Source organism: Bacillus sp. TCT6 (assembly GCF_056033845.1).
The window spans coordinates 2,312,123-2,327,273 of record NZ_JBVYHX010000001.1 but is presented as its reverse complement, the minus strand read 5'-3'; the positions used below and the strand labels follow the sequence as shown (position 1 = coordinate 2,327,273).

The following is a 15,151-nucleotide window of genomic DNA, read 5'->3' as shown; positions in this document are numbered from 1 at the left end:
AATTTATCCCGCATTAACGGACAGTAAGACCCCCACCTCAAAATTCAGTGGAAGTTAAGCGGGGGATGAACAAAACCCCCACTGATTAAAGTTTCACTTTATTGATTCAGTAGAATACAACTTAGATTGCAATGGGAATAAAGTAAACACACACAATACGATAGTGATAAATAACATTATTAATGACCCTACAATAACTACAAGTTGTATAGAAATGAACTGAGTCGCAACACCAGATAATATTGTAATAAAAATTGTTACTAACGCAATAATAAGCCCATATATACTCCCGATCCGTCCCATCATATGAACAGGGATGTTATTTTGGTAAAATGTATAAAATCCTGTATTTGCATATGCCATCGAAAAAGATAAAATAAAGAATCCAATAGCAGCTATTAAAAATACATTTGAAAAGGCATAAATTAAATAACCAATTGCGATGAATAATGATCCTATTCCAATTAGAAATGAAGGTGCTAATTTCTTTGACAAAATTGTATTTGTTATGGCACCTAATATATAGCCTGCACCAGCTATACTAACTAGAAAACCGTATTCACTATCTGTTAGTAGTAATACCTCTTTCGCAAACGATAGTTCAAGTGAATCAGTAGCAGTTGCTAATACGAACATACTTTGAAATAAGAAATACACATATACGACATACACATGTTTTCTACTAAAATTTATAACAGTGCTCCAATCTTTTTTTAATACTGTAAGGGATAATGTATTGCTAGTTGTATCCGAATCTTTTTTCTTATCAAGGTTGGGTAAAAGTAATGTAATTAATCCTGATAAGAGAAATGCTATAGCATTCATATATATAGCGAATTCTGGTGTACCCGCAATTAATAATCCCCCCGCTACTGCTGGTCCAATTAGTGATGCACCAGATCCTATTAAACTACGTAGTGAGTTGAAACGTTGTCTTCGCTCTACTGGAATTAATTTCGTCATATACGTCATAGCAGTTGACTCATAAATTGCACTGGCCATACTTATAAAGAATACGAATACATAAACAATCCAAAGTGACGGAAGTAAAGGTAAAATAGCGATAAATAACGCACGATATATATCGAGGTGAATCATTAACTTCCGTTTATTTAAACGATCAATCATACTCCCAGACCAAGCGTTTGTAAATAAAGTGGCTAATGGTTTTATTACATATAAAGTAACAACAGCTAAGGCTGAGCCACCCATATTATAGACAAGTACATTCAGTGCTATTAAGTAAATCCATGCCCCTAAATTCGCAATACCAACTCCGGACAATAGTAATAAAGGATATTTCCAATCTTTAAGTAAGTTTTTCATTTTTGGCCCCCGCTTTCCAAATTGTTTTACAACAATAAAAAAATCCCACCCCCAAGACTTTTAATCTTAGGGACGAGATTATCATCGCGGTGCCACCCTAGTTTGTTAATATGTCACCATACTAACCTTATCAGGTACTGCATTCTCATTCATGCTTATACCATAGCTCTATAACGGGAGCTCCCGTCACACCACCCCCTTCATAACAGGTTCCGGTGTACTGCTCAGAGGCTTGATTCAATAAAGAATTTTTACTCCTTTTCAGCTAAATGGAGCTCTCTGTGAAAAATTCATTTTATTTACTATTCTCTTCACTGCATTTGATTTTTTCCATATTATCACAAATGATTTTAACTGTAAATAAAAAATAATCAGATATTTAATAACGTATTATTATTAATTCGCTTATTTATTATTTTTTCTAAAAATTACGGTGCGTGAAATTACTTATAACTCTAAAGAAAGAGCCATTTTCATATAGCTCCTTCCAAATACCTGAATTAATTCGTATTCGCCTCTGTTAACGGTTGTAACGGCGGTTCTAATTCTATTTCTAGTGTATCTCCTTCTTGTAAACCTTGTCCTTTTTCAATACTTTGGCTCGTTACATAACCCGTACCAGAAGTTTTCAAATCTAATTTCAAAAGCTTAGAGAAATACATAACATCACGCATGGACCAACCTTTTACATTTGGCATATGTGCGTTATTTCCTAATAAAAATATACGATCTCCTTCACTTATTACCTCGCCAGACTGTGGGTATTGTTTTATTATTTTTCCTTCTCCTAAAATTACCGGCTGTAGCTTCTCTTTTTCTACACTTTTCTCTATTGTATCCATCGATTTATTTACATAATTTTGCACTTTTAATTGAGATTGTTTCGCTGCATCAGCTATTTGTTTTTCTGTATACGGTTTCACTTTTAAATATTCAAGGCTGTTTTTTATAACAGGTTTAAATATTTCAGCAAGAGGCTGAGCTCCATACTCATCTCCTTTTAACTTTGGCTGCTTAATAGCTAAGTATACGATTAACTCCGGATCATCAATTGGAGCCATTCCTAAAAAGGAAAAAATGTAATTCTCTTTCCCTTCCATATATCGGCCGTTTTCAGGATTCGGAATTTGTGCTGTTCCTGTCTTACCTCCAATTGGATAACCATCCACTTTATACATTGTACCAGTTCCTTTTGAAGATGTTATAACACGCTCCATTAAGCTTCTAACCTTGTCCGCTGTTTCTTTTTTTATCGGATTCCCAATTTCTTTCGTTTGATTTTCCATAATAACTTCTTTGTTTGTTGGATTTACAATTTTATCAACGATATATGGTTGCATCATTTTCCCGTCATTTGCTATTGCAGTAGCCGCTTGGATTAATTGAATAGGAGTTACTGTAGAACCTTGGCCGAAAGAAGTTGTAACTTGTTGAATTTGCGTATTTAATAATAAAGTATTTTTACTTTCACCAGGTAAATCTATTCCTGTTTTTTGATTGAATCCAAATTTATTCATATATTGCTTAAATTTATTTGGTTTCAGTAACTGATCTTCTAAAATAGAGAAAGCTACGTTTGATGACCTTTCAAAACCTTCATCAAACGTAATTGATCCCCATCCAAATCCACCATTATGATCTTTTATATCAGATGAACCCACGGAATATTTTCCAGATTGAAAATATTCTTTTCCGTTATATACACCTTCATTAATGGCAGCTGCTAACGTAAAAACTTTCATTGTTGAACCTGGTTCATATGCATTTGCAATCGGATCATTTAAAAAGTATTCGATATCACCTACATTAGGATTGTAACTAGGTTTACTAGACATTGCTAAAACCTTTCCTGTTTTTGGATCAGCAATAATTCCAATTAACATAGAAGGATCATAATGCTCTTGTGCTTTGTTCATCGCTTCTTCTAAAAAGCTATTAATTTGTTTATCAAGGGTTAAATATACGTTATTCCCATTTTTAGCAGGTTCTACTTTACCTATATCATTCGTAAGCGGAATCCCCCTTCGTGTACCCACATATTCTATATTCCCGTTTGTAGAGCGCAAATATTTATCCAAACTCTTTTCAAGCCCAAACTTTCCTTCTGTATTCCCTTTATCATCTGGTCTAGCAAAACCAAGTATATAGGATGCAAAGTCTTCATTCGGATACACTCTTGCTTTTTCCGTCATAAAAGATACACCTGGTATTTTTAAATTATTAATTTTTTCCTTCGTTTCCCTAGATAAGTTCCGACCAATTTTTCCAATTTCAACTTGTGTACGCCCTTCATGCAAGTTTTTCAATACTTCTTCTTTATCAATTTCAAGCGCATCGGCTAATTGTTGTGCGGTTTCATCTTTATTTTTCACTTTATCTTTTCCTTTTAAATTCACAACAACTCGATACGTTGTAGAATCTTGTACTAACACCTTCCCGGTTTGGTCATAGATAGTACCACGATTCGCTTCTAAAACACCTTTTTTATTATGTTGTTCATTCGCTAGATCCTTTACATTCACATTATGCACGACTCCTACTGCCTGAATATAGAATATACGCAAAATCATAATAAGAAACAAAACAATAAAAGCAATCATCATATATCGAGCGCCTTTATTCGTTTGGAGTTTTTGCATACTTATCTCCTCTCTTTTGGAATGGATTCGTACGAAGATACGTTTTTAAATTTGTAATTTTTGTTTGCGATACTATATGTTTCGAAGTTTTCTTTTTAATTCCTTTAAAACAATGCAAAACTAACTGTTGTTATTTTGTGTCATTATTTTATATAATTTAAATTCGGTGCGTGAAATTTCAAAATATTAATTAGTACAACTTGATTACAGAGCACTCTAAACTCTTTTCGTATTTCCTATAAAAAAGTTCCCCTCTGGATGTCCAAAGGGGAACTTTTTTATAATACAATTATGCGATATGGTTATATTTCGCTAAGAAAGGAATTCGTCTCGCTACTAATGCATACATTTTGAATACAAGTTTCGCTATTGGTTCAAACATACGTGCACTTTGCATTACTAATGCGCTCATAATAAGTGTTAAGAATGCTGCACCAAGTATATCTAAAGGATAATGAACACCTACGTACATACGTGATATACCGACTAATACTGCCCATAATAGCGCGATATATTTCAGTTTTTCTCCTCTAAGAATAAATACGAAGACGATTGAAAATACAAGTACAGAATGATCGCTAACGAATGATGAATCTGCTGCATGTGGTACTAATTGATGTACATCATGTGATACGAACGGACGCGGATGGTAATATACTGCGTGTATAAGAACATTTACTAATAATGCAAAAATAACCGAAAGCGTCGTATATAAAACTGTATATTGTTTTCTAATTGCCTTATCTTTCTTTCCATTATTAAACCATAAGATAAGCATAAATAAAATGGCTACGTATGCAGCGCTATTTGTAATAGCAACCATTAACGTATCTAATAGTTTGGATGAATCAGCAAAATTATTAAACCACTGAAATACTGTGTAATTCATTAAACTCTCTCCTTACATACAAGTGTTCTTGATTTACACAGTATACAATACCATTATGAAAATAGGCTTAAACTTTTTTCATCTAATTCTCATTTTACTATTATTCATATGACAATTATAAAACAAATTTTATACGCAATTTATGTATAAAGCTGGTAAGCCTTTATAATAAGGCGGTTCGTATTTTTTCATGTTTGGGATACATAAAATATTCATTTAAATATACTAATTGCAAAATCATATTTTTTAATTCATTTGAAGTACAATATTTCCGAATTGTTCTCCATGTTCCATACGGCTTAGTGCTCGAATTGCTTCTTCTAACGAGTAAACTTTATCAATAATTGGTTTAATTTGATGTTTTTCTATAAATTTTATCATCTCATTAAATTCCTCACCGCTACCCATGGATGTTCCCATAATATCAATTTGATTGTAAAATAGCGCGCGTAATGGTAATTCAATTTTATCTCCTGAGCTTGCACCAAAATTCACGATTCTTCCATTTGGTTTTAATACATCAAAATATTTCAAAAAAGTTGCCGGACCTATACTATCTATTATTAAATCTACTTTTTCACCTTGTAAGCTCTCTTCCCAATTTCCAGCACTATGAAAAGAAATATCTGCACCATATTTCTCAGCAAGTTCCCTTTTATTCTCTACCCTAGAAGTAACACTCACTTTTGCGCCAATTGCTTTCGCGAATAACATGGCAAATGTAGCAACACCACCGCCTATTCCCGGAATTAAAACGTGTTCGCCGCACTTCAGTCTACCTTTTGTAAAAAGCGCTCTATATGCAGTTAGTGCGGATAAAGATAAAACACCTGATTCTTCCCAAGTAAGATATGAAGGCTTTTCTACTACATTTTCAGCTGGTACAATTACATATTCAGCAAACGTTCCATCTTTCGGTCCACCTAGCACTTCCGGTAACTCCGGTACTTCAGTAGCATGTTCCCATCCAATACTAGGATTAATAATAACTTCTGTATGTAGTTTAATATTTGAAACTCCTTCTCCTATTTCTGTAACAACTCCTGATCCATCTGACCCTATTACTAATGATAGATCCATTTCTTTTCTATTATTTATAATAAATAAATCCCTATGATTTAATCCTGCAGCTTTTAACTTTACTTTTACTTCACCTGCATTAGGACTTATCTCAGGTGAAAATTTATATTCTAATCCCTCTAATCCTTTTTTATATTGATGTACAATAGCTTTCATTGCTTAATTCCCCCTTAATATTTCCAATGTACTCGAAATATCAAAATAAATAAAATAGTTTGCCTCCAATAATTAGAACTTATATATTTTGTCATGAAAAAAACAAAAAATCCCCTCCCTATAAAAAGTATAGGAAGAGGTTTCAAAACTAGTTAGATAAGAATCTATAAATTTATTAAGTTCTAGCTAATTCTAATATTTTTCGAATAAACGGCGCTTTTGCCTTTGTATACGACACACGATCAAAAGTATATGTAATAGCAAGCATCTCTTTTAATTCTCTATATTCTTCACGTGCCCATTCATGGCTTATTAGAAAGTCCCGAAATAAAATATTGTTTCTCCATTCTTCGCTATTATAAATATAAACATGCAAATGATGAGTACCTGCTCTCCATTTTCCCTTTCTAAAAAAGCGCCAATTCGTAGCTTCTTTTGGAACAAACTCATATCCAATTTCAGATAGAATTTCTATCCAGTTTTCAGTAATTTGCAAGTCCGTTACGCCAATCATCATATCAATAAGAGGTTTAGCTCCTAATCCTTTTACTGCAGTGCTTCCTATATGTTCAACAGCAATTATTTCTTGTCCTAACAAGGAACAGAATTTCTCTTTTTCTTTTATATACTCTTCAACCCAGTCTTTTTGATATGCTTTAATAACAATTTGTTGGTCCATTATATTCACCTCTTTATAAGTGTTTATCATTATATTTATAAAATTTTATATTATTAGCATAGGATTTCCATAAAATATGTCGAAATAGTGGAATGTACAACTTAATTATATTAAATGTGAGGTAATCTATGAAAGATAATTCCGTGGAAATTCAGTTAAATAACGTAACATTCCAATTGAAAGAATATCATAATTTTGATTGGCTTATTAAATTAGGGACCGTATTTGCAGTTTTTGACCAGCAAGATTCAGGTAATATAAGTTTTGGTATAGAAAAAGATGGTCATAAGAAATTTATTAAATACGCAGGAGCACAAACAATTGCATATGAAGGAACAACAAGGGATGCTATTGAAAGGCTAAAAAATTCAGTTACTATCTATGAAGATTTAAAGCATGACTCGCTTATAAGATTAATCGATCATTTTCCAGTTCAATCTGGATATGTATTAATTTTCGATTGGTTTGATGGTGAATGTCTTCATTCGCATTGGCGTTTCCCACCTCCTGAGAAATATAAAAATCCAAACTCTCCATTTTATAAATTTAGACATTTGTCTGCTATAAAACGAATTCATTCCTTACATTCCATTTTTTCTTTCCATACTTATGTAGAAAAGAAAAACTATGTAGCGATAGATTTTTATGACGGTAGTATTTTATATAATTTTAATACAAACGAAACAAAAATTTGTGATATAGATTTATACAGTAAGAAACCTTACATAAATAAAATGGGCCGGCTATGGGGTTCCTCCCGTTTTATGTCACCAGAGGAATTTGAACTAAACGCTATAATTGATGAAAGAACAAATGTATTTAATATGGGAGCAATGGCTTTCTCACTTCTAGGCGGTGAAAAAGATCGTTCCTTTATAAAATGGGAAGCAAGTAAGGAATTATATGAGGTAGCGTATCGTGCTGTAAATGAAAATCGGGCAGAACGGTATGCATCAGTTACAGAATTCTATGATTCGTGGTTAAACGCGGCGAATGCAGAAAGGATATAACCTTAAATTATTAAAAGAAATATAGAGTTTATACTGTTATCATGTATATTAAGACTGTTTTTATGAGTATTTCGTATAAAGTGTGATGTAACTGATTAAAGCTATTTTCAAAGGCGACATATCGGCAATAAGTTATGTCTATTCTGTATAAGTGTTAGCAAGTTCGTTTGCAAACTTGCTAACACTTTTTTGTTTAAATAATTCACACATTTTTTCTTAATATACTGATTATGTTTCCAATTGTGTATTAATGTGTGGGTTTGACTACCCATATTTTAGACAAAATGGACGGTAAGGGTGAGGACAATATAAATATGTCTTTTTCTTTGTATATGTTTATTTCACGAGCTATAAATTTTTTCAATTCCAAGCATGTGTATCATATTCTTCATTATTACAATAAATGCATTTCACGGTAAAGATAGGGAATTTGTATATCTAATATTCATAATTTACGTTATGGTACAATATGTTAATTAATTACAATACTTTCTAAAAGGGGAATACATAATGAAAGCAACGAAACTCATAGCGTTGACAATGCCAGTTCTATTACGGTTGTGGGCTAGGAGATAAAGATTCTACTCCTAAGACTGAAGAAACTAGTAAAGCAATGTTGAAAACTACAATATCTGAGGAACAGTATCCAAGTTACATGTATGAACAATTACTAGATTTTAACTTTAATAAGGATGACATAATAATAGGTTTAGGTTATGCACTAAAAGGTGATGAAAAGTATAAAGAGGTATTCAAAACGGCAAGTATTTTGGATGAAGCTTTAGATCGAATGGAGAACGTAAAAGTACCTGATAAGTATAAAGACACGCATAAACTCATCTTAGAAGGGGTAGAGGATGCAAGAAAAGGTACAAAACCAATATTAGAAGCTAAAGGTAAAGATGTAAAAGAAGTTAGTGTAGTTATTGCGAATAGTTCTCCCCACCTGTTAGGCATGGATAGAGAACAGTGGAAAGAAGCAGTTTACCAATTAGCTAAAGAAAACAAGGATGATTTCTCTAAGGTATATGATAAGAAAGTAGAGGAACATCAAAATAGAAAGAGTAACTCGTAATCAATTATACAACACGATAAGGAAATATAAGAAAATGATGATCAAAAAGGTAAACTATTAAATTTTATTGAAGCTAAATACGAAGTTAAAGAAAAGAAATAATACATACTTAATATTTCTTTTAGGGCGCATCTTCATGAAAGTTGTACGCTCTATATTTAAAGGCTTTCGTTTAATGGGCTTAATTGTAAAGACTTAACTTAAAGCATTATCTAAAAGTAAACATAATATCCCTCCATGACTCTAATGGTACCATTAGCAAGGACAAATTTGAACAACTAGGATATTTATGTAAGTCAGATATAGTGTCTCTTTATCAGTTGCAAGAAAAAAAGTGGATCCCTATTCTCTCACATGGAATCCACTCTTTCTATTTCTACAATTCTATTTTTATACGTTCCTCTTCTTGTCCTTAACAGGACTGCCATCACTAAATCATTAACATAATTATCTTTAGCGGAAGTTAAAAGTTTTTATTTTCTTACACAATTAAAGCGCCCGTTAGTTAAAGATTATGGATAATTAATTTGAAAGTGTTTTATCTAAATACACCTTTTCTTTTGGAAAGCCAATCTTCTAAGGCATCTTCGTGTAGTTTTGTGAATAATTTTGGTATTTGGTCTATTGGGAAGTATTTTAAATCCAAAGTCTCAATACCATCTACAGTAAGTTCTCCGCCAATTGGCTTACATTGAAAACAATGAGTGATAGTCTGAGCTTTATCTCCGTTCGGAAACTCACCAGAATATTTAGAGTAGACACCTATAAGATGTTCAACCTCAACATTTAATCCTGTCTCCTCAAATATTTCTCGTTTAGCGGTTTCTTCAAGAGATTCTCCAAGTTCCATAGCACCACCTGGTAGACCCCACTCATTTCTATCTCCCCGTTTTTGTAAAAGAATTTCATTTCGTTCGTTATAAACAATACCTCCAGCAAAATTAAGAAATATTAAATCATGCCCTACTTTTCCCCGGATATAACGAATGTAGTCCTTATTTGTAGTCATAAATTCCCTCCTAATTTATATATAAAATACAAATCAATTATATAAGGATAGAAGAAAATGGTAACAAAAATGATAATATTCCTTATTCTCATAAGGAATTCGCCCTTTACTTTTTATCAATCTATGCGTTTTTTAAACATTTCTATTCTAATACCTTCATTTCCCGAATCCCCTTTCAAAATAAAGAGAACACCCTTTCTTAAAACAATTTTATCGCGGCTCTAAAAATTGGTGTCCTCTAGTTTTCTAGCCGGACTATATTCTATTTTCAAGCTCATTTCTATCTCCCCATGAATAAAACTCAGCATTCTGTTTATACTACAACTACATCTAGAGACACATCACTGTTTAGAGCGGCTAGGTTTTGTTAGCTGCTCTTTTGTTTTTTACACAAATAAAATCAATAACTCAGCATATAATATCTATGTAGCTAGATTATTACCTCTGTATCGAGCAGTTAGGCTGGGCTAACTGCTCTTTTATTTATGACAAAATGAAACTTTTTAACAGAATTACTTTCGTATAACATTTTCAATCTCGCTTACACTATAACTGTAACTTTAAGTTACACATCTATTAATTAGAGGGCCTAATTTTCTTTTGTGTAACAATTGGTTAGCTCATAAAGTTAACCAATTTGTTGCGTTAAATATTTTTTATTTCTCAATACTTAATACCTGGAATTAATTCTTATTTATTGGTATTAAACTATTGACATTGATTTTCCTCATATGCAATTTTTGAAAAGGCCTTTTCTCTCACATCAGGCCCTTTTATTTATAAAAAAAGATTATTTTATATAGATTACTATAAGCATCCATAAAGCCAAAGCACCAATGATAGCGAGTACTATACGTGTATATAGTATCCTTACTTCAAAGTCTGTTTTCTTGAAGATTTCTCGTAATGGAGATGTCTCAAAATGTTAGCTTGATGGGCATGGGATCCCGCCCACATTTTAACGAAAATATAAGCTAAGCAAATTCCAACATAAAGCGAGCCAAAGTTTCTACCCTTAAGAAAAATTTCGGTTCGTTTTATGGTTTCATGACAAGTTGTTTACTGAACAATAAAGTTCTTTATTGGAACAGGCTACTTTCTTCAACAATCTGGCCCGATTGTTGAAGAAGAAATATAATAAAAATGCTTTTGATTGTTTTATTAAACGAATTAAACCGCAAAAAACAAGAAGAATCCCCCCCTTTTTACTAGTACACTAAATCCTATAAAAGGGGGGAGATCATGAACAATAAAGCCATTGGATTATTTCAAGGAATTGCGTTATACATTTCAGCTATTCTAGGATCAGGTGTCCTTTTTTTATCGGGGGTAACGGCCTCAATAGCGGGCCCTGCATCTATTGTATCCTGGTTTATCGTTATTATAATTAGTTTTCCGCTTGCTTATTCCTTTGCTAGTTTGGCACGGATATATCCTGATTCTGGTGGAGCAGCAACCTTTGTTAGAAATTCTTTTGGATATCATCTTGGCAATATCGTTGGGTGGTTTTACTTTGTAACAGCAGCAGTTGGTCAAACGATTGTATCTTTAACTGGTGCTTTTTACGTCAGTCAGGCATTTGGATTTTCGCATTTTGAAACAATTATAATTGCCGTCTTTATTTTGGTAATTGCAGGTGTTTCCAATTATTACGGCGTAAATGTTAGTGGTAAAGTTGCAGTGATTTTAAGTTCCTTATTACTGATTCTTTTAGCGTCAGCTGTATTTGTGGCATTTCCAAGAATACAATGGGGGAATTTTACTCCCTTTGTTCCAAATGGATGGTTTTCTGTCGGGAACGCTATAACGGTTATCTTTTGGGCATTTTTCGGTTGGGAGGCGATTTGTAATCTGGCTGAGCACTTTAAAAGGCCAGAAAAAGATATTGTCAAAGGAGCAGTTATTAGTGCAGTTGTCATTGGATTATTATTTTTAGCGCTAAGTCTTGTCACTATTGGAACGGCCACGTATGGCAGTCAAGAAAGCAACCTGTCTCCTATCGGTGTTATAATGGGAGGTACAGTAGGCGGAGGTGCCAAAGTCGTTACAGCTGTTTTAGCTTTAATTATTTGTACAGGGACAGCGAATGCTTTTGTAGCCAGCCTAACGCAATTAGGATATTCATTAAGCAGAGATGGTGCTTTCCCAAAATTTTTCTCAAGGCTGCATGCAACTACTCAAATTCCAAGACAGATGGTATTGTTTGTTATCTGTTTTTCGGTAGCAGGTGTGTTAGTGACAAAAGCTTTGTCACTAACGTTTGATGATATTTTGTTTATACCGACTTCTCTTGGGATTCTAGTTTATGTTCTTTCAATGGCGGCAGGCGTTAAATTATTTAGGAAGAACACACTGGCATGGTGGGCATCGTTAATCTCTTTCATTTTATGTTTGCTGGTGATTCCATTTTTTCAATTGTATATATTTGTTCCGTTAATTGTCGTGGCTATATATGTGATTTATATGATTTTAAGTAATAAGATTTTCGCCTACAAGGGAGGATTAAAATCTAATGAAAGATCAAAATAACCTTTCTAGAGATACCATGTGGAAAGCAACAGTATCATGTGATTCAGCGTATGACGGGATATTCTTTTACGCAGTCAAGACAACTGGAATTTTCTGCCGGCCTTCTTGCAAGTCTAAGGTTCCTAATTATGAAAATGTATCCTTTTTTTCAAATGCGCAAGAAGCTCAAAGGGCAGGCTATCGCCCATGCAAAAGATGCCGATCAGATCTAAATATAAAAATATACGACCCGTTCGAATGCGTTTTAGAAGATACTATGCGATTGATAAAAAATAATTATGTTCAAAACATGTCTTTAAATGAAATTGCATCAAGGGTAGGAGTTAGTCGTTTTCATTTAAATCGGAGTTTCAAAGAAAGAACAGGGTATACTCCTCGAATATATCTAGAAAGGATCAGAGTTAAGAAAGCAAAGGAACTGCTCTTGACAACGGTCTTTAATAGTACAGAGATTGGTTATCAAACAGGCTATCAAAGTGTATCTAGCTTTTATAATGCATTTAAAAGAAATACAGGATTTTCACCGAGTCAATTCCGGGCTTTCCATAGTGGAAATACCGTAAACCAAGAACTTGACTGAATTCACGTTCTTTAACAAAAGATAGCATGAATTAACAAGAGTGCTTTGTACTCATCGTATTTTTCGATAAATCATTACTGATTGATTAAAAGTAAACAACTTTGTATTGAACAATAATAAGCAATTTTTTCTCTGTTATAGAATTGTAGGCTTTTTAATTCAATCCTCAACAAACGGGCAGCATTATTGAACAAGTTTTATGAACTTTAGTGGTAGCATCATTAGTGAATTGCTTTATAACAACTAATTAAGGAGGGGTAGAATATGAGAAATAACTTTCAAATCGTTGCGTTACAAGAGAAGGAGTTTAATAACCTATTTCTAATGAATGAAGAAGTATTAAAAAATATCGGGGCAGTCAAAATAATAGCAAATAAAAATCCTGGATATCCTTGCAGGGTAAGTTTGAAGGATGCAGAGGTAGGAGAAGAGGTAATTTTACTGAATTACCAATATCATAGTGTTAATTCGCCTTATAAAGCAAGTGGTCCTATATTTATACGAAAGGGAGCAACTACTGCTAAGCTAGATGTAAATGAAATTCCGCATATGTTACATCATAGGTATCTATCTGTACGCGGCTACAATGCTGACTCAATGATTGTAGAAGCAAGGGTTACAGAAGGTGTAAATTTAAGAGAAAATATAGATGAAATTTTTGATAATAAAGAAGTAGAATATATTCATATTCTTAACGCTAAATCAGGATGCTATAACTGCCTTGTTAATAGAGTGTAAAAAAATTGAAAATGCAAAACTTCTATTATCCTATAAGGGGTACCACTAATCGCTATCAAGCTAATTCAACAAAATCTCCCCTAAAATGAAAAAATACGCTATTCTTTTTGTAGAATCATAGGAAAGGATGGCGTTTTTGTATGTCTATTTCTGTATCTGATGAATTACAACTATTTGCTCAAGAGATTCAAAGTTTTTTATCTCCAAATACCTTACGGGATCTTGCTAGAGATGTTGGTTTCGTGCAACGAACCAGTAAATACCAAGCAAAAGATTTAGTCGCTTTATGTATATGGATGAGTCAAAATATCGCTACAACCTCTTTAGCTCAGTTATCTAGCTGTTTAGAATCATCCACAGAAGTACTCATCAGTCAGGAAGGACTGAATCAAAGGTTTAATAAATCAGCCGTTCAGTTTTTGCAACATATATTGACTAACCTTCTAAATAACAAATTAACTTCATCTATACCACTTTCTTCTCCATACACCTCTGTTTTCAAGCGTATTCGCATTTTAGATTCCACTGCATTTCAGCTTCCAGATATATTTTCAACCATTTATCCTGGGCTGGAGGATGTAGCCATACTGCTGGGATGAAAATTCAACTTGAATATGACCTATTAAGCGGACAATTCCTATATATCCATACAGGTCCAGGGAAACAACATAATCGAACCTATGGTTCTCTGTGTATTCCAACTGTAGCACCAAATGATTTATGTATCCGTGATTTAGGGTATTTTCATTTAAAAGATCTTCAACATATACAACATAAAAAGGCTTACTCTTATCTATTAATAACTTTACATCGTCTTGCTCCTCTACAGATTAAACGCTCGGCTTCTCTTAATGAAATTGGAACAAGTACAGCTTCATCAACATCGTCTTCTACATCAAAAACCGCAAATGCTTCCCCACCCACGATTAAAACACAAATGAATTCTACTTCTAAATCATCATGAGACCTAGGAATACAATTAGAAATAGTACAACGTTGAATACCCCCTACTAACAATGTTCTAGCTTCTTGCTCAGATATTCGAATAAAAACAAATTCCTCTATGGCTACATTTCCAACTTCCACTTCAATTTCTACTAGAAGAAAGAATCTGTTTCTAATTTTCACATTTCCTATGTATACGTACACTTTCCAACACGCCTTCTAATTCCTCTTGTTTCGCTGTTCTATCAATTTTTGGTAAGAAAGATAATTGTTTAGTCATATAAGACCGCTCCTTTTTATTTTTAGATTATTTTTGTCTTATTGCTCCACGTCTTCGTTCATAACAAGGTCTATGCATCCCCATTAAATCCTCAATTTCACGAGTACTTAATTTCTCTTTTGGTTTTTTCTTCTTTTCTTGCTTGGATTTCTTTTTCCATTCATGTAACTGATTTTTTAACCCCTCCATTACCCCATCTCCCTTTTCAAAATAAAA

At 33.2% G+C, this 15,151-nt stretch carries 12 protein-coding genes, 2 pseudogenes and 1 other annotated feature; of the genes and pseudogenes, 6 read left to right on the top strand and 8 right to left on the bottom strand.

The window, feature by feature from the left end:
- Positions 1-93: 93 nt before the first annotated feature.
- The 5 genes from AC0ONG_RS11775 to AC0ONG_RS11755 all read right to left on the bottom strand — a co-directional run bounded on the left by AC0ONG_RS11775 (position 94) and on the right by AC0ONG_RS11755 (position 6,769).
- A complete protein-coding gene (locus tag AC0ONG_RS11775) occupies positions 94-1,326 on the bottom strand; it encodes an MFS transporter (RefSeq protein WP_074790164.1) in 1,233 nt (410 codons plus the stop codon).
- A 65-nt stretch (positions 1,327-1,391) separates the two neighbouring features.
- Positions 1,392-1,650, bottom strand: a binding site (T-box leader).
- Between the two features lie 176 nt (positions 1,651-1,826).
- On the bottom strand, positions 1,827-3,965 hold the full coding sequence (locus tag AC0ONG_RS11770) for a penicillin-binding protein (protein ID WP_016098581.1): 2,139 nt from the start codon (positions 3,963-3,965) through the stop codon (positions 1,827-1,829).
- A gap of 289 nt (positions 3,966-4,254) precedes the next feature.
- A complete protein-coding gene (locus tag AC0ONG_RS11765; protein WP_001110130.1) occupies positions 4,255-4,854 on the bottom strand; it encodes an undecaprenyl-diphosphatase in 600 nt (199 codons plus the stop codon).
- 246 nt (positions 4,855-5,100) lie between these two features.
- The gene (locus tag AC0ONG_RS11760; protein WP_000644526.1) at positions 5,101-6,090 is read right to left on the bottom strand and encodes a zinc-binding dehydrogenase; all 990 of its coding nucleotides are present in this window, start codon (positions 6,088-6,090) and stop codon (positions 5,101-5,103) included.
- 175 nt (positions 6,091-6,265) lie between these two features.
- Positions 6,266-6,769 carry a GrpB family protein gene (locus AC0ONG_RS11755; protein ID WP_000372681.1) on the bottom strand — a complete coding sequence of 168 codons (504 nt, stop codon included), beginning with the start codon at positions 6,767-6,769 and terminating at the stop codon, positions 6,266-6,268.
- Positions 6,770-6,897: 128 nt separating this feature from the next.
- Here AC0ONG_RS11755 and AC0ONG_RS11750 point away from each other — a divergent pair, with 128 nt between their 5' ends.
- A complete protein-coding gene (locus AC0ONG_RS11750; protein WP_000654529.1) occupies positions 6,898-7,779 on the top strand; it encodes a protein kinase domain-containing protein in 882 nt (293 codons plus the stop codon).
- 510 nt (positions 7,780-8,289) lie between these two features.
- A pseudogene (locus AC0ONG_RS11745) lies at positions 8,290-8,854 on the top strand (hypothetical protein).
- A gap of 538 nt (positions 8,855-9,392) precedes the next feature.
- Here AC0ONG_RS11745 and AC0ONG_RS11740 read toward each other — a convergent pair.
- Positions 9,393-9,863 (bottom strand): NUDIX hydrolase, encoded by a 471-nt coding sequence (locus tag AC0ONG_RS11740; protein ID WP_000210489.1) that lies wholly within the window; start codon positions 9,861-9,863, stop codon positions 9,393-9,395.
- Positions 9,864-11,105: 1,242 nt separating this feature from the next.
- Here AC0ONG_RS11740 and AC0ONG_RS11735 point away from each other — a divergent pair.
- The 4 genes and pseudogenes from AC0ONG_RS11735 to AC0ONG_RS11720 form a co-directional block, all read left to right on the top strand.
- Positions 11,106-12,392, top strand: coding sequence for an APC family permease (locus AC0ONG_RS11735; protein WP_001060115.1), 1,287 nt, complete (start codon positions 11,106-11,108; stop codon positions 12,390-12,392).
- Positions 12,376-12,972 (top strand): bifunctional transcriptional activator/DNA repair enzyme AdaA, encoded by a 597-nt coding sequence (locus tag AC0ONG_RS11730; RefSeq protein WP_000654821.1) that lies wholly within the window; start codon positions 12,376-12,378, stop codon positions 12,970-12,972. Before AC0ONG_RS11735 ends, AC0ONG_RS11730 begins: the two co-directional genes overlap by 17 nt.
- 264 nt (positions 12,973-13,236) lie before the next feature.
- Positions 13,237-13,710: a DUF1203 domain-containing protein gene (locus AC0ONG_RS11725; protein WP_136996491.1), complete on the top strand. Its 474-nt coding sequence runs from the start codon at positions 13,237-13,239 to the stop codon at positions 13,708-13,710.
- Between the two features lie 140 nt (positions 13,711-13,850).
- Positions 13,851-14,497: pseudogene (locus AC0ONG_RS11720) on the top strand (IS4 family transposase); the annotation flags it as partial.
- Between the two features lie 2 nt (positions 14,498-14,499).
- On the opposite strand, the gene AC0ONG_RS11715 reads toward AC0ONG_RS11720, so the two are convergent.
- Both AC0ONG_RS11715 and AC0ONG_RS11710 read right to left on the bottom strand, forming a co-directional pair.
- Positions 14,500-14,859, bottom strand: coding sequence for a hypothetical protein (locus AC0ONG_RS11715; protein ID WP_016077596.1), 360 nt, complete (start codon positions 14,857-14,859; stop codon positions 14,500-14,502).
- 103 nt (positions 14,860-14,962) lie between these two features.
- Positions 14,963-15,124: a hypothetical protein gene (locus tag AC0ONG_RS11710; protein WP_002082702.1), complete on the bottom strand. Its 162-nt coding sequence runs from the start codon at positions 15,122-15,124 to the stop codon at positions 14,963-14,965.
- Positions 15,125-15,151: the final 27 nt, after the last annotated feature.